This window comes from Gordonia amicalis NBRC 100051 = JCM 11271 (assembly GCF_000332995.1).
Taxonomy (GTDB): domain Bacteria; phylum Actinomycetota; class Actinomycetes; order Mycobacteriales; family Mycobacteriaceae; genus Gordonia; species Gordonia amicalis.
This window is the reverse complement of record NZ_BANS01000016.1, coordinates 121,440-143,221: the sequence shown is the minus strand read 5'-3', so window position 1 is coordinate 143,221 and position 21,782 is coordinate 121,440. Positions and strand designations below refer to the sequence as shown.

Sequence of the window (21,782 nt, the reverse complement as noted above, 5' to 3'; positions counted from 1 at the left end):
GTGGTGGGTTTGCGGGGTGGGTGGGTCTGCGAGGCGGCGGTCAGTGCCGGGCCGTCGGGAGTCGCCACCCGAACTTCAGTCCGAGCAGACGCAGACCGGTGGCGAGGACCGACCCGACCGTCAGCCAGACCCAGTGCGGGACGGGGGTGTGGTAGGAACCGACCGCGACGATCGTGGCGCCGAGCAGCGCGGGGATCGCATAGAGGTCCGCGGGCTGGAGGAGCAGCGGGATCTCGTTGGAGATCACATCCCGCAGGACGCCGCCGCCGATTGCGGTCATGAGTCCGACGGCGGTGGCGGCGAACGCGCTCGCTCCGACGTCCACGGCGATCGACGCCCCGGTCGTCGCGAACAGGCCCATCCCGAAGGCGTCGAGGACGAGGATCGACCGGCGCAGTTTCGTGAAGGCCGGATGGAAGGCGAAGACGAGCAGACTGGCGATCGTGCCGGTCAGCGCGTTGCCGAAGCCCTGGACCGACGAGGGTGGGGTGATGCCGAGCAGGACGTCCCGCAGGACCCCGCCACCGGCGCCGGTGAGCACTCCGACGGTCACGATGCCCCACATGTCGAAGTCCTTGCGGACACCGACCATCGCACCGGAGGCCGCGAACACCGCGACACCCGCGAAGTTCAGCACGTCGAGAAGCACCTCAGACCCTCCTCACGACCAGGACGCCGGTCCGCCGACGGCATACGAATGGCCGCCCCCGGTAAACCGGGGACGGCCGTCCGTGTAGAAATCGCGGTGCCGAGGCGGCAACCGGGAAAAGGCTAGCGACGATCCAGATCGATGATGCCCGCGCGAGCGGCCTTCACGAGTCGACGCGGAATCCGCACGGGGACGCCGTTGACCTTTTCTTCCTGCAGTGCGGGGTTTTCCGCCTTCCACTGCGAACGACGGCTACGGGTGTTCGCCCGCGACATCCGGCGCTTCGGTACAGCCATGGTTGAGCCCTTCTCCTACTGTGGTCTGCGTGGCCGCCGGCAACGCTGCGCGTCACCGATCGACCCGAGTCAGTGCGCCTATCGGCCCCCGCGGGCGCGGCACACAACCCGACCAGACTACCTGGCGGGACCGCCCAGCTCCAAAATGGTCATCCGTACGACGCTCCGCAGATCCGCGTCAGATGTACGACCAGGGACTTTCCACTCCCGTGAACGCGACGACCAGCCCGTACGCCACCCACATGACGACGATGAACAAGCCGATGACGATGGCCGTCAGCGCGAGGCCGTCGCCGGTCTGCCCACCGCCTGACGCCGCGATCTGTCTGCGCGCCACCACGCCGAGTACGAGTCCGACCAGGCCGCCGATGCCGACACACACGAGACCGAGCAGCGAGGCGACCAGCGCAGCCACCGCAAGCGTATTCGTCTTGGGGGTCAGGCCGGGCCGAGGATCATCGCCGAACGCATGCTGTCCGGGCGGCGGCCCCGCGGGCGCCTGCTGCTGAGGTGACGGACCGTACCCGGGCCGACCTCCTGGCGCCGGCTGACCGGGCTGTCCGTAGGCCCCGCCGTAGCCGGGCGGGGTCCCCTGCGGTCCGTACCCGGGCGGCGCCGGCTGCCGGTGATTCTGCTGCCCCGGCCCCTGCTGCCCCGGACCCTGCCGGCCGTAACCCGGCGGCGGGCCGTAACCCGGTTGCGGAGGTCCACCCGGCCCACCGGGACCACCCGGAGGGCGGGTCGAGATCACGCGTGTCGAGTCGTACCCCGACGGTGGCGGACCGGGCGGTGCGGGCGGCGCGGTATGACCCTGAGGTGCACCCCCGGCACGTGCGCCACCAGTGCTGATGACGCGGGTGACACCGTCGGCCGGGCTGTGCGACTGCGGCACCGACGTGCCTTCCGGACCGGGGCCCGGCGTCGAGGTCAGGGGTGTCGAGGTGTCGGGCGAGCGGGTGTCCGGCGTCGAGGGCACCGGCTCGGTCGTCTCCTCCGAACCTGCTGGGCGATCGCCGGATTCGCCGAGGAGCTCTGCGGCCGACACCTTCTGCGTCGGCTCCCCCGGAGAAGGATTCGGGTCGGGTGCCGAATCCGGCGGTACCTGATCCGACGGGGACTGGGGTGTGGAGGACGGATCGCGCGGATCCCCGCCTCCGGTCGGGTTCGACATCAGGTGCCCTTCCAAGCCGTGCGTCGTCGCGGCGCGAGGATCGTTCATGCACATGGCTGCGCAGGTCACAGAGTAGTGAGAAAACGCCTCGAACTGGGCAGAAGTCGACGATCGCAAGCTCAGATCGGCCGAAATTCGTTCAGTAGTAGTAGACCGAGTCCGTCGAGTTGCCGGCCGCGATCAGGATGATGAACAGCACGATCCACACGATCGCGCCGAGGATTCCCAATGCGCCGGTGATGATGCCGGCGAGGCCCATGCCGGCACCGGTCTGGTTTCCGGCCGACTGCTCCACCTCACGCCGCGACATGAAGCCGAGGACGACACCCGCGATTCCGAGGGGCAGCGCGAGCGGGAAGCACGCGGCAAGCATGACCAGGGCGACGATGCCGCAGATGAGTGCGCCGATCGCCTTGCCGTTGGTGCTCTTCTGCGGAGCGCCGTAACCGTAACCTCCGTAAGGCGCAGCGCCGTAAGGATTCTGGGCACCGTAGGCGGCCGATCCGTAAGCGGGCGCCTGCCCGGCCTGGTAGGGATCGCTGTACTGGCCGTAGCCCGTCCCCGGCGGCTGACCGTACGGATTCTGGTCCTGGCCGTACGGGTTCTGTCCGTATGAGTTCTGGCCATAGGGGTTCTGCCCATACGGGTTCTGTCCGTACGGATTCTGACCCTGCGGATTCTGACCCTGCGGATCGGAGGAAGGTCCCGGTTGGTATGTCTGACCGAACTCGGTCGGCGCGTAGTCCGGGGAACCCTGACCCTGGTCACCCTTGTTCAGGTTCGGGCGCGACCCTCCCGATCCGTCCGCCGCCCCGGGGCTCGGCACCGTCCCCCAGTCGTCCTGGCCCTGGCCCGAGCCCTGTCCCGGTGGATATGACACCCGTAACCCCCTCGTTCGATCCGATAAATCCGTTCATCACCCTAATGAATAGACTCGAGCGGTGTCTGGCGTCATCTCCGGCTTCACGGTGATCTTCATAGTAGTCGGGGTCGGCTATCTCCTCGGGCGGACGCATGTGATCGGCGATCACGCACATGAAGTCCTGTCCCGCTTGGTGTTCTTCGTCTTCACCCCGGCGCTGCTGTTCCATTCGCTGGTCACCACGGACCTGTCGGTCGTCTTCTCCTCGACGCTGGTGATCGCCGGTGGTAGCGCGATGCTCATGGGCGTCATCTACCTCGTGATCGCCAAGCTGTGGTTACGACGCCCAGTCCCGGAACTCGTGATCGGCGCGCTCTCGTCGTCGTATGTCAACAGCGTCAATCTCGGCCTCCCGATTGCGATCTTCGTCCTCGACGACGCGTCGTTCATCGCGCCACTGCTTCTGTTCCAGATCGTCATCTACTCCCCGATGGCACTGTTGGCCCTCGACCTCACCGCCCTCGAACGGAACACCGAGACCTCGATCGTCCGTGATTCGCTCATCGCCCCGATCACCAACCCGATCGTCGTCGGCGGCATCGCCGGGCTGTTCGTGTCGGTGCTCGGTGTGATGCCACCCGCGGCAGTGATGTCACCGCTGAAGATGCTCGGTGACGCATCGGTGCCGGCGGCGCTGCTGGCCTTCGGTCTGTCGCTGACCGGCGTCCAGGTGTTCAAGAAGGGTGAGAGCCCGCGCCGCGACATCGCGCTCGCCGCGGCACTGAAGATGGTCGTGATGCCGCTGACGGTGTACGCGATCGCGCGGTGGGGATTCGGCCAGACCGGTGAGGCACTGTTCGCCCAGGTCGTGATCGCCGCACTGCCGACCGCGCAGAACGTCCTCGTCTACGCCACCCGCTACCGGCGCGGGCAGATCCTGGCGCGGGACACCGCGCTGATCACCACACTCGCGTCGATCCCGGCCATCGCCGTCATCGCCCTGCTTCTCGCCTGATGACCGCTGACCGCGCGGGCTCGGTCACACGTCGGGATCTTCGCGCGGCACGACCTTCACCTCGACGCCGCCCATCAGCGCGAGCCCGGTCACGCGCACGACCGGCGCACCCGGCCGTGGCGACTTCTGCGACTTCCCGCCGAAGCCGCCCATGATCCCGAGGCCGCCGATCTCGACGGTCACGCCCTCGGGGGCCCTGATCTCGACGCCGCCCATGATCGCGATGCACTGGATGGTGAGAACCGGTGCGGTGAACTCGACCTCGCGCAGGTCGATCTCGACGGCCCCCATGATCGCCGTCGCGGTGAGGGCGTCGGCCACCACCGCGGTCCCCGACAATTCGCTACCGGACATGATGGCCAGGCGATGGCGCACCGCCGCATCGGAACTCCCACCGGTCACCCGGGGGCCCGGCGACATCGACGGCGCCGGCATCGCCACGCCGAGCTGCGCGATCGGGAGGTCATCGGTCAACTCGTCGAGATCGCCGAAGGTCTTGGCCATCATGGCTTTTCCCGCACGCTCCTCGTACTCGACGGGCGAGAGGCTGCCGTGAGCCATGGCTGCGGACAGGATTTCGTGCACCAGTTCCCGGTCGGCGTCGGCGGCACGCAGACGCGCCCGCCGATCGTCGGGTGCGGGGAGATCGCCGGAAGAGGTCACGTCTGGAAACCCTAGTGGCCGCACCGCAGTCAGACCACCCTGATTTCGACCCTGAGCCGACCCCGACGACGATCCGCCCACCGCCCGACGCATGTGGGGCATAATTCACTCACCCCGGACGGACACCCGCCCGACCTACACCGGAGGCGACCCATGGGCCAGCCCTACGATCCCGGTTCGTCCGGCGCGCCGAATCCATATCAGCCCGGCCCGAACCAGCCCGGCCCGTACGGGTACGGCGGTTACCCGCCGCCCGCGCCCCCCAAGGACCGGACCGGGATGCGACTCTGGGGCAAGATCCTCACCGCCGTCGGTGTCGTGATCCTCGTCGCATCGGTCGCGGTCGGCGTGGTGCTGGCCGTCAGCGGGATCAGCCAGGTGGTCGATCAGGCGGACCAGGCCTTCGTCGTCGACCCACGGGCCGAGCACCGATACGACGCCGGGGACACCTTCGCCCTCTTCCGCCCCGACAACACCGCCGCGACGCCCTCCTGTGAGATCACCGGACCGGCGGCACTCGAACGCGGTACCGACGTGACGGCCGAATTCCCCTACGACGGCACCCAGGTGCGGTCCTTCGACTCCTACGAGGTGGTCGAGGCGGGAACCTATTCGTTCCTCTGCAGCGACCGCGTCGTGGTCGCCACGATCGACCTCGGCGGCATCTTCAGTGGTGTCGGCGGGGTTCTCCTGGCCGTCTTCGGTGGCGGATTCGGCGCCGTCCTCCTGCTGATCGGGATCGTGCTGTGGGCCATCGCCGGACGTAGGCCGCGCACGGCCTGAGCCGGCGCCCGCCGGTCAGCCGCGTCGACGACGACCCTTCCGGGACTTCAGGTAGTCCCCGACCACGGCGGCGCCGAGGCCGTCGACGTCCGGTGCCACGACGCGACCGCCGATCCGGCGCGCGATCTGGTCCATGAAGTGGGCCAGGCCTGGGTCCTCACCGAGACGGAAGAACGTGACCTGCGCGCCGAGCCGGGCGACGTGGTCGAGCTCGCGCACGGTCAACGCGATCGTCTGCGGGTGCGGCGGGTAGAAGAAGAACGGTTCACCACTGGGGTCGAGATGCGCGGTGGGTTCGCCGTCGGTGACCACCAGGACCACCGGTTGTGCGTTCGGGAAGCGACGCAGGTGCCGCTGCGCCAGCAACAGCGCGTGGTGCAGGTTGGTGCCCTGCTCCATCCGTGGTTGCAGTCCGGTCAGTTCCGCGATGTCGATGGACCTCGCGTAGCGGCCGAAGGCGATGAGATGTAGTTCGTCGCTGCGGAAGCGGGTCGAGATCAGGTGGTTCAACGCGATCGCGGTGCGCTTCATCGGTGTCCAGCGACCCTCCATCTCCATGGAGAACGAGGTGTCGACGAGCAGCACGACCGCCGCCTGGGTGCGGCTCTCGGTCTCCGCGACCTCGACGTCGCGGACGTCGATCCGCACTCCGGACCGCGCCATCTCCGACGTCGCCAGCGACGGCTCGGTGGTCTCGGAGACAGTGCGCAACACCGCATTTGACACCGTTCGGGTGACATCCCAGGGGTCGGTGTCGCCGAACTCCCATTCGCGGCTGGCGCCGGTCGGCTCACCGAGCAGACCGGTGCGCCGGGTCTGACGATCGCCTCGACGTCCCGACAACTGCTCGGCGATGTCACGGAAGATCGACTGCCCGAGTTGCCGCATCGCCTTGGGACTCAACCGGAGTTGCCCGTCCGCGGCACGGTCGAAGAACCCCTCCTCCGACAGCGCTTTCTCGAGTTCGGCGAGCATCCGCGCGTCGACCGCCGCCTCGTCGCCGAGTTGCCGTGCGAGAGCGTCGAGGTCGATGTCGTCCATCTGCGCTCCGGCGTACTGCTGGGACAACTGCTCGGACAACGCTTCCAGTTCGGAGATGTCGCGGAGCGCCTCGGCACCCTCCCCCAGTCCCATCGGCTGGTCCCCCGAGAACGACTGCGCGTTGTCCCAGTCCAGCCCGGGCCGCGCCGCGCGGAGTTGTGAATCCATCTGCGCGAGTTGACTCATCAGGTCCGGCGAACCGAATGCCTGCTGCGCCAGCTGGTCCAGCTCGGCCTGCTGCTCCGGGGTGAGCGAGTTGTAGAACTGCTGCGCCGCGGCGGCACGCTGGGCCAGCGAGTCGATGAGTTCTTCGGTGTTGCGCGGATTCTCCGGGAAGAAGTCGCCATGGGCGTCCATGAACTCGTCGAACATCTCCGACGTGTCCTCACCGCGGTTGTGCGCCTCGAGCAGCTCGTTGAGATCTTTGAGCATGTCCGAGACCCGCTGCCGGTCGGCCTCGGTGGCGCCTTCGAGCGCCTCCTTCATTCCGGCGAACCGCTGATCGAGCAGCTCGCGGCCGAGGAGGTCCTTGATCTTCTCGTAGTCCTCCCGGGCCTGGGGGCTGCGCCAGTTGTACTCCGACAGCTCTTCGACGGCCTGCGCGGTCGACGGCGGGAGGCTGCCGATCTGCATCTCCGCGAAGCGCGCGTCGTCGTCGAGATCGCGGGCGAGTTGCTTGCGCTCCTCGAGGACGGCGCGGTCGAGGAGCTCGCGGATCTCGGCGAACGTGCCGTCGAGGTTGCGCTTCTTCAGCAGCTCCTGCCGACGCCGGTTGACCTGTTCCCGGAGCTTGTCGAGGCCGCGCATGTTCGGGGTGCCCCGGCGCAGCAACTCCCGCAGGGCACGCTGCGGCGACGCACCGGCCATGACGTCGTCGCCGATCGTCTCCAGCGCCTCACGCAGGTCGACAGGCGGGGCGAGCGGGTCGGGCCCACCGGTGTACCGCTGGTAGCGCGAACGATGGAAGCTCTTGCGCGCCAATGTGTTCTCCTCAGCCGTAGATGGTCTGGCCCGCCTCGTCGGCTTCCTTGCCGATCCGACGCGCCAGGAACAGACCCTCGAGTGCCAACTCGACGGCACTCGCCCGCTCGCCTTCGATGTCGGCCTCGAGGCGCTCGGCGATCGCGTCGAGCACATTCCCGGTTGTCTCCGGGGACGGGATCGAGCCCAGGAAGTCGACAGCCCGCACGCGGTCACCGGTCACGACCGGCTCACCGTTCTCGAGGGCGTCGACGAGCGCCGCCATGTCGATTCCGCCGAGATGTGCGCGGACGGTGTCGGCGACGGACTTGCGCATGAGGTGCTCGAGGATCTCCAGCTCGCGCCCCTCCTCGCCGGACTCGAACTCGATCTTGCCGCGCAGCACCTCGACCACCGACTCGAGATCGACGACACGCGCGACCGCCTGGTCCTCGCCGGTGACCGTCGCGCGGTGAAGTGCCGCGGCGGCAACGGTTTCGGCCCCGGCGATCGAGAAGCGGGCCGAGACACCCGAACGCTGGTCGATGGACGGGTGGTCGCGGGCGTAACGGGTGAACCGCGCCAGGATCTCGACGATGAAGGTCGGGACACTCGCGGTGAGGTCGGCCTCCTGCTCGATGACGGCGACCTCGTCGTCGAGTTCGAGCGGGTAGTGCGTGCGGATCTCGGCGCCGAAGCGGTCCTTCAGCGGAGTGATGATGCGACCGCGGTTGGTGTAGTCCTCCGGGTTCGCACTCGCCATCACGAGCACGTCGAGCGGGAGCCGCAGTGTGTAGCCGCGGACCTGGATGTCGCGCTCCTCCATCACGTTGAGCATCGAGACCTGGATGCGCTCGGCCAGATCCGGCAACTCGTTGATCGCGACGATCCCGCGATGTGCACGCGGGATGAGGCCGAAGTGGATGGTCTCCGGATCGCCCAGACTGCGACCCTCGGCCACCTTCATCGGGTCGATGTCGCCGACGAGGTCGGCCACCGAGGTGTCGGGGGTGGCGAGCTTCTCGCTGTAGCGCTGCGAGCGGTGACGCCATTCGATCGGCAGATCGTCGAGCAGGTTCGCGGCCTTGCGGATCGACGCGGGGGTGATCGGCTCGTACGGGTGCTCGCCGAGCTCTGATCCGGCGATCACCGGCGTCCACTCGTCGAGGAGCCCGACGAGGGTGCGCAGGATGCGGGTCTTGCCCTGTCCGCGCTCGCCGAGCATCACGACGTCGTGACCTGCGATGAGCGCGCGCTCGAGCTGGGGGATGACGGTGGCCTCGAAGCCGACGATCCCCGGCCACGGGTCGCGACTCTCGCGGAGCGCGGTCAGCAGATTGTTGCGGATCTCGTCGCGCACACTGCGCTGCACATGGCCGCTGGCACGCAGTTCACCCAGGGTGCGGGGTGAAGGATGGCGGGTTTCGGTCGACTGAGAACCATGGGTGGTGAAATTGTCCTCTGGCACGTGATCCACGCTACTCCGAGTTGTGATGTGCGTGCGCACTGTCGGGTGGTCACCCAGGAGCTTCGACGCGGTGCCTCGCTACGCTCGGAACCGGCTCAGCCGGCAGAGGGGGCTTCGACGCGGTGCCTCGCTACGCTCGGAACCGGCTCAGCCGGCGGAGGGGTCGCGGCCGAGGGAGCACCCCCCTGCTCCCCGAGGAGCCCGGAGCCTGCGGAGGGCGTCTCGAGGGGCAGCGGGGCTGGGGCTTCGACGCGGCGCCTCGCTACGCTCGGAACCGGCTCAGCCGGCAGAGGGGTCGCGCCCGACGAAGCACCCCCTGCTCCCCGAGGAGCCCGGAGCCTCCGAAGGGCGTCTCGAGGGGCAGCGGGGCTGGGGCTTCGACGCGGTGCCTCGCTACGCTCGGAACCGGCTCAGCCGGCAGGACAACGCCTCGCTACGCTCGGAACCGGCTCAGCCGGCAGTGGGGTCCCGGCCGACGAAGCCCATCAGGCGGCTGACGGAGTCGGCGTCGGCGGGCACGTCGACGGCGGGTCCGTACTGACCCGAGCTCCGGAGCAACTCGTCGATGGGGATCATCCCGTCGAGCAGCACCTGCGCATAGGCGGTGTCGAGGTCGGGGGTCGCGCCCTGCGACCGGGCGAGGTCCCAGGTGTGCATGAAGACGTCGGCGGTGTAGAACCGGTCGACCGCGTCGGCGAGGCGGTGCTCCCCCGCCATCGGGTGGGCGAAGGTCTCCCGCGCCGACGGCCCGTCGAGCAGTTCTTGCACCGCTGCCGCATGCGCCGACCAGGCCGCCGCCGGGTCGTCGGCGACCGCGGGCCCGCCCGGCAACCGCACGCCCCCGGCGTCGAGGAACCCGGTGAACCAGTCGACGAGGTGGGCCACGACATCGCGCGCGACCCAGCCGTCGACCGGTGTCGGCGCCTCCCAGTCGGAGACGTCGGCGATCACGTCGGCGAATCCGGCCGCGACCGCACGGTGCCGGTCTGCGGCGTCGAGTTCTGCCAGTGCCATGGTTCTACAGCTCGCCGGACTCGAGCAGCCGGTCGAGGGCGGCATACCCCTCGTTGACGCCGACCTCCATGCCCGACGCGAGCCAGCCGTCGCGGGCTTCGAAACTGTCGCACAGGGATTGGGCATGCAGGCGCGTCGTGCCGTCGCCGAGGTCCTCGAACCACAGCGTCTCCAGCGACACCTGGTCGGGCATCCCGAGGAAGGTGAAGGTCTGCACGATCTTGTCCTCACCCACGGTGTGGAAGCAGCCGCGGAAGCCGAACTCCTGACCCTCGTGGGTCGAGACATAGCGCCAGCTGCCGCCGTCGCGCACATCCCATTCGAGGATCCGGCTGGTGATGGCGTCGGGGCCGATCCAGCGGACGAACAGATCGGGATCGGTGTGCGCCTTCATCAGCTGGGCTGGGGTGCCACGGAAGTCGCGGGTGATCCGGATGATCGGGACCTCCTTGTCGGCTTCGATGGCGGCCTCGGGATAGCGGGTCTGTGTGGTGCTCATGACGCCTTTCCTTTCCTCGTTGTCGTGTCGTTATCGGTTATCTTGTCGTTCTGACCCTCGGGACGTTCCGCCTCGGGTCCGTCGTTCATCTCGGCGAGCAGTACGTCGAGTCGCTGGTAGCGCTCTTCCGCCCGCCGTCGGTACCGCTCGATCCACTTGGTCATGAGGTCGAACACCTCGGCTTCCAGATGGACCGGACGTTTCTGGGCCTCTCGGGTTCGGGTCACCAGGCCGGCATCCTCGAGCACCTTCAGGTGCTTGGAGACCGCCTGGATGCTGACGTCGTACGGCTCGGCGAGCTGGCTGACCGTCGCGTCGGAGACCGCCAGTCGCGCGACCATGTCGCGGCGGGTCGGGTCCGCGAGTGCGGCGAACACCTTGGACAGCTCGTCGGCCATTCGTCCTCCTCAACCGATTAGTTGAATACGACGATGCTCCCGCGGAGCGCTGTTGTCAACCCCTTGGTTGAATACGAGGGCAAAAGTATCCGTATGACGTTGTGCCCGGATTCCGGGCACAACGTCATACGGATCTCGAAGGTCGCCTCAGGCCGGCCCGACCGGAGCGTCGCCGCGCAGCGTGATGCGGTGCATCACGCTGCGGTTGTCGCCGTAGTCGCGGTTGGCGTAGTGCAGCGTGTTGCGGTTGTCCCACAGCACGAGATCACCCAGACGCCAGCGGTGGCGGACGATGTGCTCGGGCTTGGTGATGTGCGCGTAGAGCAGGTCGAGGATGCCGCGACTCTCGGCCTCCGACACGCCCTCGATGTGCGAGGTGAAACCCGGGTTGACGAACAGCGACTTGCGGCCGGTCTCCGGATGCACCCGCACCACCGGATGGCTCACCGGTACGAGTTCGGTGACTTCCTTGCCGTCCCAGGTGTTTCCGCGCCCGTCGCGGCGCTGTTTGAGGTAGTAGCCGAACTCGCGACTGCCGTCGTGCACCGCGGTCAGACCGTCGACGAGGCGTCGGATCGGCTCGGACAGCGACAGATACGCGAGTTCGGCGTCGGCCCAGTTGGTGTCGCCGCCGTTGCGCGGCAACACGACCGGACGCAGGATCGAACCCATCGGCGGTCGCGGCATGAACGTCATGTCGGTGTGCCAGACGTCGGCGAATCCGTTGTCGGCGCTGTCGAGTTCGTACACCTCGTCCGGGACGTCGCCGGAATCCCACACCGGGTGGCCGAACGTCAGGTCGCCCAACCGGTTTCCGAACTCGATTGGTGGGACCCGTCGGACCAGTTCATCGAGTGGATCGTCATCAGACGCATCGACTCCGTTCCGGCCGCCGGCCCGGGACACGACATGCTCGACGAGCAGTCGCGGTGCGGGGCAGGCAGTGCGGAAACGGACACCCGTCCTGTGTAGTCGCCCGCCGACGAGACGGACAGGATTGCGCTCACGCTGACCGAAACACCGAAACACCGCGAAGTTCGCGTCCATCTCAGCGCTGTCCGAGGGCGATGTGCCCTCGGGGACCTCTCACGAGGACGCCATCGTCGGCCTCATCCGTACTCAGGCGACGGCGAGCCACACTGCGAGGCCGAGCCCGCACAGTCCGACGACGATCCGCAACGGACCGGCGGGCAGTCGCTTGACCACCGGCGGCCCGCACCAGCCGCCGAGGAGACAGCCGATCGCCATCGCGAGCGCGGCCCACCAGTCCACCGGCCCGAAGATCATGAACCCGACCGCGGCGACGGCGTTGGCGACCCCGAGGAACACCGACTTCGACAGTGCCGCACGCCATAACGGCTCACTGGTGACCACCAGCATCAGCGCCAGGATCATGATGCCCGCACCCGCACCGAAGTAGCCGCCGTAGATGCAGATCATCATCAGTCCCAGGATGAAGATCCACGGCCGTTCGGCGTGCGAGGTCGCCCACCGACGCAGGACCGGCTGCACGAGAAGCGCGATGGCCGCGATCGCCACCAGGAACGGGACCAGCGCCTCGAATGCCTCGGCAGGCGTGACGAGAAGTAGTGCGGCGCCGATCGTTCCGCCGACGAGTGCGGCGAACAGTCCGATGACGAGGCGTCGGCGATCGCCGTCGAGCAGGGCCCTACCCGACTGGGCGGTGCTGCCGACCCCGACCGCGACGAGTGCGACCGTGTTGGTCACGTTCGCCGCGATCGGGGTGAGACCGACCGCGAGAAGTGCGGGATAGCTGACGATGGACGCCAGTCCGGTGATGTATCCGATCAGACCCGCGCCGAAACCGGCGACGACGAGTAGTGCGAGATCAGTGAGCGAAATGGCGGGCCCCGGTGAGGTAGAGCGTCACGCCCGCCTCGTCGGCCGCCTCGATGACCTCGTTGTCACGAATGGAACCGCCCGGCTGCACGACCGCCTTGACGCCCGCGGACAGCAGCACCTGGAGACCATCCGGGAACGGGAAGAAGGCGTCGGACGCACCGACACTGCCCGAGGCGCGGTCACCGGCACGCTGAACGGCGAGATGGGCGGAGTCGACACGGTTGACCTGCCCCATGCCGACGCCGACCGAGGCACCGTCGGCGGCCAGCAGGATCGCGTTCGACTTCACCGAACGACAAGCACGCCAGGCGAATTCGAGATCCGCGAGAGTCTGGGCGTCGGCCGGCGGACCGGCGACCAGGTTCCAGTTGGCGGGGTTGTCACCCTCGGCGTCGAGGACGTCGCGCTGCTGCATCAGCAGACCACCGGAGACCGGCTTGGTCTCGATACCGGTGGCCGACGGCGGTGTCGCCACCAGCACACGGATGTTCTTCTTGCGGGTGAGCACCGAGAGCGCGCCATCGGCGAAACCGGGCGCAACGACGACCTCGGTGAAGATCTCGGCGACCTGCTCGGCCATCTCGACGGTGATCTCGCGGTTCGCGGCGATCACGCCGCCGTAGGCGCTGACCGGGTCGCAGGCGTGGGCCTTGCGGTGCGCCTCGGCGATGTCGGCACCGACGGCGATGCCGCACGGGTTGGCGTGCTTGATGATCGCGACCGCCGGCGCGTCGAAGTCGTACGCGGCACGCCAGGCGGCGTCGGCGTCGGTGTAGTTGTTGTAGCTCATCTCCTTGCCGTGCAACTGCTCGGCGGTGGCGAGGCCGCCTTCGCCGGCGTTGCCGACGTAGAGGGCGGCGGCCTGGTGCGGGTTCTCGCCGTAACGCAGGACGGCCGAGCGGTTCCAGGTGGCACCCGCCCAGATCGGGAACTGCGACTCGTCCTCCGGTGCGACCACGCTCGACATCCATGAGGCGACGGCCACGTCGTAGTCGGCGGTGTGCCGGAACGCCTTGGCGGCCAGCTTCTTCCGATCGGCGAGAGTGAAGCCGCCGGCCGAGATCGCCTCGGTCACCAGACCGTAGTCACCGGGGCTGGTCACGACGGCCACCGACGGGTGGTTCTTGGCGGCACCGCGCACCATCGACGGGCCGCCGATGTCGATCTGCTCGATGCACTCGTCGGGGGTCGCGCCCGAGGCGACGGTCGCGGTGAACGGGTACACGTTCACGACGACGAGATCGAATGCGGCGACGCCCAATTCGGCGAGCTGGGCGACGTGGTCGTCCTTGCGGGTGTCGGCGAGGATGCCGGCGTGCACCTTGGGATGCAGGGTCTTCACCCGGCCGTCGAGGCACTCGGGGAAGCCGGTCAGCGTCGAGACCTCCACGACGGGGACACCTGCGTCGGCGATGGTCTTGGCGGTCGATCCCGTCGAGACGATCTCCACCCCGGCGACCTGCAGTGCGGTCGCGAGGTCGGCCAGGCCGCTCTTGTCGTAGACACTCACCAGTGCGCGCCGGATGGGTCGGCGGGCGCTGTCAGCGGGCTGTGCGTTCACGGGATGCGGGCCTTTCGTCCATCGATGACTACTCCACGGGTGACCAGTGCGGTCACCACTTCGGCGAGCAACACGCGCTCGACCGTTTTGATGCGTTCGTGCAAGGTGTCGACGGTGTCGTCGTCGTCGACCGTGACCACCTGCTGGGCCAGGATCGGGCCGGTGTCGACGCCTTCGTCCACGAGGTGGACGGTCGCACCGGTGACCTTGACGCCGTAGTCGAGTGCCTCGGGCACGCCGTGCGCGCCCGGGAACGCCGGCAGCAGCGCGGGATGGCTGTTGACGATTCGTCCACCGAACCGTTCGAGGAAGGCCGGACCGAGGATCTTCATGAATCCCGCGGTGACCACCCAGCCCGGATCGATCGCCGCGACGGCGTCGGTGAGCGCCTGATCCCAGGCGGCCCGATCGTCATGGTCGCCGACGCGGCAGGTGATCAACGGGATCTCGTTGCGTTGCGCGATCTCCTGGGCCCGGCAGACGCGATCGACCACGATGGCCGCGACCGTGAACGGAGCGTCGTCGGCGGCGGCACGGGCGAGCAGCGACTCGAGCAGGGAACCGGTGCCCGACGCCATCACCACGACAGGTGTTGGTGCAGGCGCGGTCTCCGAAGTCACGCCTGCGAGCCTAATAGCAGCACGTCGAGCGGGAATGAGCGGGTCTCAGCGCCGACGCCCCGCGCCGGGTGTTCCCGGGTAGAGGTCGTAGTCGGCGTCGTCGACGAGGTTGCTGTCGTCGAGGTCGTCGGGGTGGATCCGATTGGTCGACGGCGGGACGTCGTCCGCATCGGCCGGGACGAACCCGTCGACGGAGTCGTCCCCCGCGTGGTCCGCCTCGGTGTATTCGGCGTCCTCGTAGCCACCCTCGTCGCCGTACCCCTCGTCGTCGTACCCCTCGCCGTACTCATCGTCCTCGTACGCACCGTCGTCGGTCTCGGTGTACTCGACGTATTCGTCGTCTTCGTCGATGTCGGCGACGATGACGTATTCGTCTTCGAAGCCGAGGTCGTCCGGGTCGTCGAAGTACTCGTCCCCGACGGCTGCGCGGGCGGCCCGGGTCGAGGGGAGGAAGGCGTAGACGAGCGCGAGGAGGATGCCGACCACCGCGATCCAGCCGAGCGTGAAGACGCCGGCCGCGGAGACGGTGACCGCGACGTCGCCGAACTCGCCCAGCGATCCGCCGGCGGTCGCGGTCAGGATCGCCATGGCCGATGCGGCGACGGCTGCGGCCACCCCGATCGAGCGAAAATGCGCGACCGGGTTGAGGTCGCGGCAGCGCCAGCCCACGAAGACCGCCACGGCGGCGGGGGCGATCAGCCCGAGGAAGCCCCAGTCGCCTGCACCGGTTCCGTCGGGCAGGACGGCGAGGGCGGGGACGGGAGGGACCGCTCCCCCGCGGACGGTGAACAGGTCGACGGTCATCGCGCCGAGCTGTACGTCGGAACCGACGAGGACAGCGGTCGCGCCGACCATCAGATTCGGGAGATACAGGAGCGACAGCAGGGTGAGCCCGAGGAAACCGTCGAAGTCGTAGCCCGTTTCGATCAGCTCACCGATCTCGGTGTGCCGCATCAGCATGCGCAGGCACACCAGCACCGCGCCGGTGACCAGCAATGCCAGCACGGCGACGAGTCCGTATCGGAAGCCGCGGCGGTCGGCGTAGGACATCCCCCACCGGGCTGCGAAGTCGTGTCGTCGTACCCAGGTGACGCCGGCCAGCGCCGCACCGCCGTGGATACCGATCGTGTAGGCGAAGGCGATCAGCGCATTGGGCGTCTGCACCGGGAGCACCGATCCGCCGTCCATCACGATGGCCAGGGACATCGCGGTGATCAGCAACGGACCGACGATCGCCGAGCAGACCACGGCACCGACGTCGAACAGGTCGTGCGCCGACCGTTGTGTGGGTCCACTCCCACCGATCGCGCGGGTCGTCAGGCGGGCGGTGCCGATCGCGACGACCAGGGTCGGCAGCAACGGCAGCACGCCGATCGTGACCCCGCTGATGGTCACCGGCACCTGATGGATCGCCAACCAGCTCGACGCGATCGCGCTCGGCAGGCCGGTGAGTCCGCTACTCGCGAGCAGCAGCACCGTCAGCATCACGACGATGAGCGTGACCAGGGCGAGCGCGGGAACGGTGAATGCGACCACGGCCAGCTGCCGGGCCGAACCCTCGACGGCGCTGCGCTGGGCACGACGGGATCGTCGCAGTGCGCGCAGCTGCGACGCCAGGTTCTCCGCGGTCGAGTCGGGCCTGAAGGTGGGCATCGTCATGAGCGTGGCACGGGTGGCCGCCGGGCCGTCGGAGACGCGCCGCGATGAGACGGAAAGCGTCTCAGGTCACGAGAGCCGGCCCCGAACACGACGGTGCCCCGCCGACGAGTGTCGGCGGGGCACCCTCGTATGCCTCCGATCAGCTACCGCTGCTCGTGGGCGGTTCGGGCTTCTGGAAGACCGTGGTCGAGTGGTCGGCGGCCGGACCGGCCTCCGATTCCGACGGGCTCGCCGACGCGCCACCACCGGTCGAGGCTCCCGAGGCGCCCGCCGAGTACTGACCCGGGTTGTAGCCGCCGTAGCCGGACTCACTGTGCGCCGACGCCTGTCCCGGCTGGGCGCCCGATCCCGGGTAGCCGCTCTGGCCGGTGCCGGGCGCCTGCGAGTACGCGGACGGATCGTAGTTCGCCGACGGCTGCTGGCCCGACGACTGCTGGCCGTACTGCGCCTGGCCGCTGCCGGTGCCGTATGCGGCGGACTGGGCATCGCCCTGACCCTGACCGGCGGCCGGCTGGCTCGCCGAGGCATCGGCGGTCGACGCCGCGGTCGAGATCGGTCCGGTGGCGGACGACGGAGCTCCCACCGCGGGCGCCACCTTGATGACCGCCGCCTCGACGAGCAGCCACACGATCGCGAGGATCGCCGAGAGGAGCGAGAAGATCAGCAGGACGATCGCGCCGGAGGCGTTGTCGTCGACGTTGAGGAACTGGAACAGCGTGATCAGGAACGCCGTGACGGTCAGCGATGCGACGATCGGTGCCGCGGCGACCTTGACGCCCGGGATCAGCCAGATGAGCGAGAGCACACCGGCGACGGCGACCAGCGCGTACGGGGCGTTGTACTGCGTCTGGAACAGCTGCACCTCGAAGTCGTAGGCCTTGGCGGCGGCGAGGAAGCCGCTGAACAGCACGACGAGCCCGAACAGCCCGATGACGCCGGCCAGGATCGTCGGCGTGATCGCGGGCAGGCCCTGGCTCGGCGGCTTCGCCGGCTGCTGCGAATAGCCGTACTGGCCGTAGCCCTGCTGGCCGTAACCCTGCTGACCGTAACCCTGCTGTTCATAGCCCTGCTGCTGGCCGTACTGCTGTTCATAGCCCTGCTGCTGGCCGTACTGCTGCCCATAATTCTGCTGAGGGCTCTGGCCGTAACCCTGCTGACCACTCTGCGGGTACTGCTGGCCGTACTGCTCCGAACCGGAGGTCGGCGACCCCTGCGATCCGGGGTTCTGGGATCCGGCCTGCGGGTAGCCCGAGGGACTCCCGTACTGGCCGTAGGACTGGCCGGACTCGGGCTGCTGCCCGTAGCCCCCCGATGGATACGTCATGGCGATCTCCTGGTCGGCTCGTCTGGGTCTTCTTCGCTCGGGTCGCGCGCCGGTGATGACGGAATCTCCCCCGTCACCGTCCCGACGGGCACACCGGGCCCACGGTAGTACATGTGACCGTCGGGTCACATGAACGATTCGACGTCTGCCGTCGACGACACCGTCCACGCTACCCATGCCGGGCGGGGACGATGCGCTCCTCGTGCACAACGATCACCAGTGGTGAGCTCGGCCCTGTTCGGCATACCAGTCGATCAGCGAGTAGTCGTCGACCGATTTGGGATCGATGTTGACCTCCGACCGGCCGGCCAGAATCGCCGTGACCGGAACCTCGAGTTTCTTGCCGGTCCGCGTGTGTGGGATACCGGGTGCCTCGATCACCTCATCGGGCACATGGCGTTTGGACAACCGGTCTCGGACCGCGGCAGCGATCCGCGCGGTGAGGGCGTCGTCGAGGACCGCGTCGGGGACGAGAGTGACGAACAGGGGCATCCAGTAGGCGCCGCCGGGTCCGTCGACGCCGAGGACGAACGCCTCGGCGATCTCGTCGAGGGCCTCCACGACCTCGTAGATGTCGGCCGATCCCATGCGGATTCCGTGCCGGTTCAACGTCGCATCGCTGCGACCGTGGATGACCAGTGAGCCGCGCTCGGTCACGGTGACCCAGTCGCCGTGACGCCACACCGGCCCATCGGGATGCGCCGTCGGGCCTTCCCACTCATGGTCGAAGTAGGCGGAACGGTAGCGGGTGCCGTCCGGGTCGTCCCAGAAATGCACCGGCATCGACGGCATCGGCGCGGTGACGACGAGCTCGCCGACCTCGCCGACGAGCGGTGTGCCGTCCGGGGCCCAGCTCTGCAGCGCGACACCGAGATAGCGGACCGACAACTCGCCCGGCACCACCGGGGCACCGATCGATCCGCCGGCGAAGGCCGACACGATGTCGGTGCCCCCGCTGATCGACGAGATCGGCAGTCCGCCTTTCACGTGGTCGTCGACCCAGGTGAAGAGGTCGGCGGCGAGCGAGGAGCCCGTACTGCCCAGGGCGCGCAGCCGAGACAGGTCGTGGTCGCGGCCCGGTTCGAGGCCGGCCTTGCGAGATGCCTGTAGCTGACCGGGCGAGGTGCCGAAGTAGGTGACCTTCTCATCGGCGACGATCTGCCAGAGCCGGTCGGCGTCCGGGTAGAGGGGAGAACCGCTGTAGCAGATGATCCGTGCCCCGCAGAGCAGACCGGCGACCTGGTAGTTCCACATCATCCAGCTGAGCGCGGTCTGCCAGAAGAACACGTCGTCCGAGGACAGGTCGCCGTGCAGCGCACCCGCCTTGAGATGTTCGACGACGACGCCGCCGTGACCGTGCACGATCCCCTTGGGGCGTCCGGTCGTCCCCGAGCTGAACAAGATCCAGAGGGGATGGTCGAAGTCCACGAGGACCGGTTCCGCGTCACCGGCATCCGTGGTGAGGGCGTCGGCGTAGTCGATGCGTGCCGGGCCCCCGTCCGAGACGGTGTCGGCGTCCCCGCCGATCGTGATGTGCGCGACCAGCTCCGGCAGCAGGCTCGCCAGTTCCGCACTGTCGGAACGCTTGTCGATGTCCTTGCCGCCGTAGCGGTAACCCGCGGCGCTGAACAAGACCTTCGGGTGCAATTGGCCGAGGCGGCTCGCGGCGCCCTGGGGTGCGTAGTCCTGACCGCATCCGGACCAGATGGCGCCGAGGCTCGCGGTGGCGAGGAAGGCGACGACCGCCTCGGGGATGTCGGGAAGGTAGGCGGCCACGACGTCGCCGGGACCGATCCCCTGCTCACGCAGCGTCGTGGCCAGGGCGGCAACCATTCCCGGCAATTCCGACCAGGCGATCTCGGAGCGTTCCCCGGCTTCGTCGAGTCCGACGATGGCGGCACCGGGAAGGTCGGCGTGGCGCAGGACCTGGCTGACGTAGTTCAAGCGGATGCCGGGAAACCACTGCGCGCCGGGCATCCGGGCGTCGCCGAGGACCGCTGCGTCGCCCTCGGCGAGGGGTTCGGCCGCCAGCGCGTCGAGGTCGAAGAACTCCCACAGTGCTCGCCAGAACTGTGCCGGCTGCCGCACCGACCACGACCAGAGCTCGTCGTAATCCGCGGTGCGCGCACCGAAACGGTCCTCGACGAGCCGGCGGAACCGGTCCATCGCGGGCTCGTCGGCCCGCAGCGCCGTACTCGTCTGCCGGTCACCCGACCGGGACGCACCGGTCATCTCAGGTCCTCCAGGATGGAGGTGGCCTCTTCGCGCATCGCGACCTTGCGTACCTTTCCGGTGACGGTCATGGGGAATTCCTTGACCACGTGGACGTATCGCGGGATCTTGTGCCGGGCGATCTTGCCGTCGGCGAAGGCGCGCACGTCCTCCGCGGTGAGATCGGTTGCGTGGTCGCGGAGTCGGACCCACGCCATGAGTTCCTCCCCGTACTTCTCGTCCGGGACACCGATGACCTGGGCGTCGAGGATGTCGGGATGGGTGTAGAGGAATTCCTCGATCTCGCGCGGGTAGATGTTCTCGCCGCCGCGGATCACCATGTCCTTGATCCGGCCGGTGATCCGGACGTAGCCGGCGTCGTCCATCTCGGCGAGGTCGCCGGTGTGCATCCACCCGTCGGCGTCGATGGCCTCGGCGGTCTTCTCCGGGTCGTTCCAGTAGCCGGTCATCACCGAGTAGCCGCGCGTGCACAGTTCACCGGTCTCGTTGCGTCCGAGCGTTTCCCCGGTGCCGGGGGCGACGATCTTGATCTCGAGGTGCGGTCCGACCTGGCCGACGGTGGTGACGCGCAACTCGAGCGGGTCGTCGACCCTGGTCTGGGTGGACACCGGCGATGTCTCGGTCATGCCGTAGCAGATGGAGACCTCGCTCATGTGCATGCGATCGACCACCTGGCGCATCACCTGTTCGGGGCACGGTGAACCGGCCATGATCCCGGTGCGCAGCGACGAGAGGTCGGGAGCGTACCCGTCGGGGGCCGCGTCGAGCAGCGCGAGTTCGGCGATGAACATCGTCGGCACGCCGTACAGGCTGGTGCAGCGGTGTTCGGCGACCGCGTCCAGTGTTGCCCGCGGGTCGAAGGCCGGGCCCGGGATCACCATGGCCGCACCGTGACTGGTGGCGGCGAGGTTGCCCATGACCATCCCGAAGCAGTGGTAGAACGGCACCGGCAGGCAGATGCGGTCCTCGGCGGTGTAGTCGAGCAGCTCACCGACGAGGTAGCCGTTGTTCCCGATGTTGCGATGCGACAGCGTCGCCCCCTTGGGGAATCCCGTTGTGCCCGAGGTGTACTGGATGTTGATCGGGTCGTCGGCGGACAACGACGCCGCGATGTCGGCGACGCGTGCCAGCTCCTCGTCGGAGGGGGTGGCGGTCAGGTCCGCCCAGTCTGTGGACTCGAAGGTCACCACGGTTCGCAGGTCCGGACAGTGCGGGCGCGCCTCCGCCAGCATCGACGCGTAGCCCGAGTCCTTGAACCGCTCGGCGGCGAGGACGACGCTCGATCCGGACTGCTTCAGGGCGTACTCGATCTCGTTCTGGCGGTAGGCCGGGTTCAGGTTCACCAGGATCGCGCCGATCTCGGCGGTGGCGTACTGGGTGAGAACCCACTCGAACCGGTTGGGCGCCCACAGGCCGATGCGATCCCCCGGCGCCACCCCGAGGCGCAGCAGGCCGGCGGCCAATGCCCTTACGTCACGGTGGAATTCGGTGTAGGTCCACTGCCGATCCGCCGCGGCGTCGATCAGCGCGATGTGGTCGCCGTATCTCTCGACGGTCCGCGCCAGGGTCACGCCGATCGTGTCCGTCAGCAGGGCCGGACTCTGCGGTCCGTGGGTGTGTGCGAGGTTCTGGGCGTGAGCGTCGTTGCTCATGGCATGCTCCGGTCTCTCGGGGATGTCGCGAACGAGTCAGTGCAGGTGGATC

General features: G+C 68.4%; 19 protein-coding genes and 1 pseudogene. 2 read left to right on the top strand and 18 right to left on the bottom strand.

Translation table 11 applies throughout. From position 1 onward, the window contains the following. Positions 1 to 40 precede the first annotated feature (40 nt). The 4 genes from GOAMI_RS09075 to GOAMI_RS09060 form a co-directional block, all read right to left on the bottom strand. Positions 41 to 649 carry a trimeric intracellular cation channel family protein gene (locus GOAMI_RS09075; RefSeq protein ID WP_006436181.1) on the bottom strand — a complete coding sequence of 203 codons (609 nt, stop codon included), beginning with the start codon at positions 647 to 649 and terminating at the stop codon, positions 41 to 43. A gap of 122 nt (positions 650 to 771) precedes the next feature. Then, positions 772 to 945, bottom strand: a complete 174-nt coding sequence (gene rpmF / locus GOAMI_RS09070; RefSeq protein WP_005193867.1) for a 50S ribosomal protein L32 — start codon at positions 943 to 945, stop codon at positions 772 to 774. Positions 946 to 1,123: 178 nt separating this feature from the next. Next, on the bottom strand, positions 1,124 to 2,164 hold the full coding sequence (locus GOAMI_RS09065; protein WP_247603106.1) for a DUF4190 domain-containing protein: 1,041 nt from the start codon (positions 2,162 to 2,164) through the stop codon (positions 1,124 to 1,126). Positions 2,165 to 2,255: 91 nt separating this feature from the next. Then, the gene (locus tag GOAMI_RS09060; protein WP_006436177.1) at positions 2,256 to 2,996 is read right to left on the bottom strand and encodes a DUF4190 domain-containing protein; all 741 of its coding nucleotides are present in this window, start codon (positions 2,994 to 2,996) and stop codon (positions 2,256 to 2,258) included. A gap of 61 nt (positions 2,997 to 3,057) precedes the next feature. Here GOAMI_RS09060 and GOAMI_RS09055 point away from each other — a divergent pair, with 61 nt between their 5' ends. Further along, positions 3,058 to 3,993, top strand: coding sequence for an AEC family transporter (locus GOAMI_RS09055; RefSeq protein ID WP_006436176.1), 936 nt, complete (start codon positions 3,058 to 3,060; stop codon positions 3,991 to 3,993). A 24-nt stretch (positions 3,994 to 4,017) separates the two neighbouring features. Here GOAMI_RS09055 and GOAMI_RS09050 read toward each other — a convergent pair whose 3' ends face one another. Next, on the bottom strand, positions 4,018 to 4,656 hold the full coding sequence (locus GOAMI_RS09050; protein ID WP_006436175.1) for a DUF1707 SHOCT-like domain-containing protein: 639 nt from the start codon (positions 4,654 to 4,656) through the stop codon (positions 4,018 to 4,020). A 153-nt stretch (positions 4,657 to 4,809) separates the two neighbouring features. Between GOAMI_RS09050 and GOAMI_RS09045 the strand changes: the two genes are divergently transcribed. Continuing rightward, positions 4,810 to 5,439 carry a hypothetical protein gene (locus GOAMI_RS09045; RefSeq protein WP_006436174.1) on the top strand — a complete coding sequence of 210 codons (630 nt, stop codon included), beginning with the start codon at positions 4,810 to 4,812 and terminating at the stop codon, positions 5,437 to 5,439. Between the two features lie 15 nt (positions 5,440 to 5,454). Here GOAMI_RS09045 and GOAMI_RS09040 read toward each other — a convergent pair whose 3' ends face one another. The 13 genes and pseudogenes from GOAMI_RS09040 to GOAMI_RS08980 all read right to left on the bottom strand — a co-directional run bounded on the left by GOAMI_RS09040 (position 5,455) and on the right by GOAMI_RS08980 (position 21,730). Further along, positions 5,455 to 7,461 (bottom strand): vWA domain-containing protein, encoded by a 2,007-nt coding sequence (locus GOAMI_RS09040; protein ID WP_006436173.1) that lies wholly within the window; start codon positions 7,459 to 7,461, stop codon positions 5,455 to 5,457. Between the two features lie 10 nt (positions 7,462 to 7,471). After that, on the bottom strand, positions 7,472 to 8,917 hold the full coding sequence (locus GOAMI_RS09035; RefSeq protein WP_006436172.1) for a sigma 54-interacting transcriptional regulator: 1,446 nt from the start codon (positions 8,915 to 8,917) through the stop codon (positions 7,472 to 7,474). A gap of 441 nt (positions 8,918 to 9,358) precedes the next feature. Next, entirely contained in the window at positions 9,359 to 9,922 is a 564-nt protein-coding gene (locus GOAMI_RS09030; RefSeq protein ID WP_006436171.1) for a DinB family protein, read from the bottom strand. 4 nt (positions 9,923 to 9,926) lie between these two features. Then, positions 9,927 to 10,421 (bottom strand): SRPBCC family protein, encoded by a 495-nt coding sequence (locus tag GOAMI_RS09025; protein WP_006436170.1) that lies wholly within the window; start codon positions 10,419 to 10,421, stop codon positions 9,927 to 9,929. Continuing rightward, complete coding sequence (locus GOAMI_RS09020; protein WP_006436169.1) at positions 10,418 to 10,819, bottom strand: ArsR/SmtB family transcription factor; 402 nt, start codon at positions 10,817 to 10,819, stop codon at positions 10,418 to 10,420. Before GOAMI_RS09020 ends, GOAMI_RS09025 begins: the two co-directional genes overlap by 4 nt. Before the next feature lie 147 nt (positions 10,820 to 10,966). After that, a pseudogene (locus tag GOAMI_RS09015) lies at positions 10,967 to 11,644 on the bottom strand (TauD/TfdA dioxygenase family protein); the annotation flags it as partial. Between the two features lie 294 nt (positions 11,645 to 11,938). Further along, positions 11,939 to 12,682, bottom strand: coding sequence for a sulfite exporter TauE/SafE family protein (locus GOAMI_RS09010; protein WP_081598219.1), 744 nt, complete (start codon positions 12,680 to 12,682; stop codon positions 11,939 to 11,941). Beyond that, positions 12,669 to 14,243 carry a bifunctional phosphoribosylaminoimidazolecarboxamide formyltransferase/IMP cyclohydrolase gene (gene purH, locus GOAMI_RS09005; RefSeq protein ID WP_006436165.1) on the bottom strand — a complete coding sequence of 525 codons (1,575 nt, stop codon included), beginning with the start codon at positions 14,241 to 14,243 and terminating at the stop codon, positions 12,669 to 12,671. Before purH ends, GOAMI_RS09010 begins: the two co-directional genes overlap by 14 nt. Then, on the bottom strand, positions 14,240 to 14,863 hold the full coding sequence (gene purN, locus GOAMI_RS09000) for a phosphoribosylglycinamide formyltransferase (RefSeq protein WP_006436164.1): 624 nt from the start codon (positions 14,861 to 14,863) through the stop codon (positions 14,240 to 14,242). Before purN ends, purH begins: the two co-directional genes overlap by 4 nt. Before the next feature lie 45 nt (positions 14,864 to 14,908). Beyond that, positions 14,909 to 16,516 (bottom strand): cell division protein PerM, encoded by a 1,608-nt coding sequence (locus GOAMI_RS08995; protein WP_006436163.1) that lies wholly within the window; start codon positions 16,514 to 16,516, stop codon positions 14,909 to 14,911. A 145-nt stretch (positions 16,517 to 16,661) separates the two neighbouring features. Then, a complete protein-coding gene (locus GOAMI_RS08990; protein ID WP_006436162.1) occupies positions 16,662 to 17,846 on the bottom strand; it encodes a DUF5336 domain-containing protein in 1,185 nt (394 codons plus the stop codon). A 213-nt stretch (positions 17,847 to 18,059) separates the two neighbouring features. Next, positions 18,060 to 20,012, bottom strand: a complete 1,953-nt coding sequence (locus GOAMI_RS08985; RefSeq protein WP_051995393.1) for an acetoacetate--CoA ligase — start codon at positions 20,010 to 20,012, stop codon at positions 18,060 to 18,062. A gap of 62 nt (positions 20,013 to 20,074) precedes the next feature. Further along, positions 20,075 to 21,730, bottom strand: coding sequence for an AMP-binding protein (locus GOAMI_RS08980; RefSeq protein WP_006436160.1), 1,656 nt, complete (start codon positions 21,728 to 21,730; stop codon positions 20,075 to 20,077). Between the last annotated feature and the right edge of the window lie 52 nt (positions 21,731 to 21,782).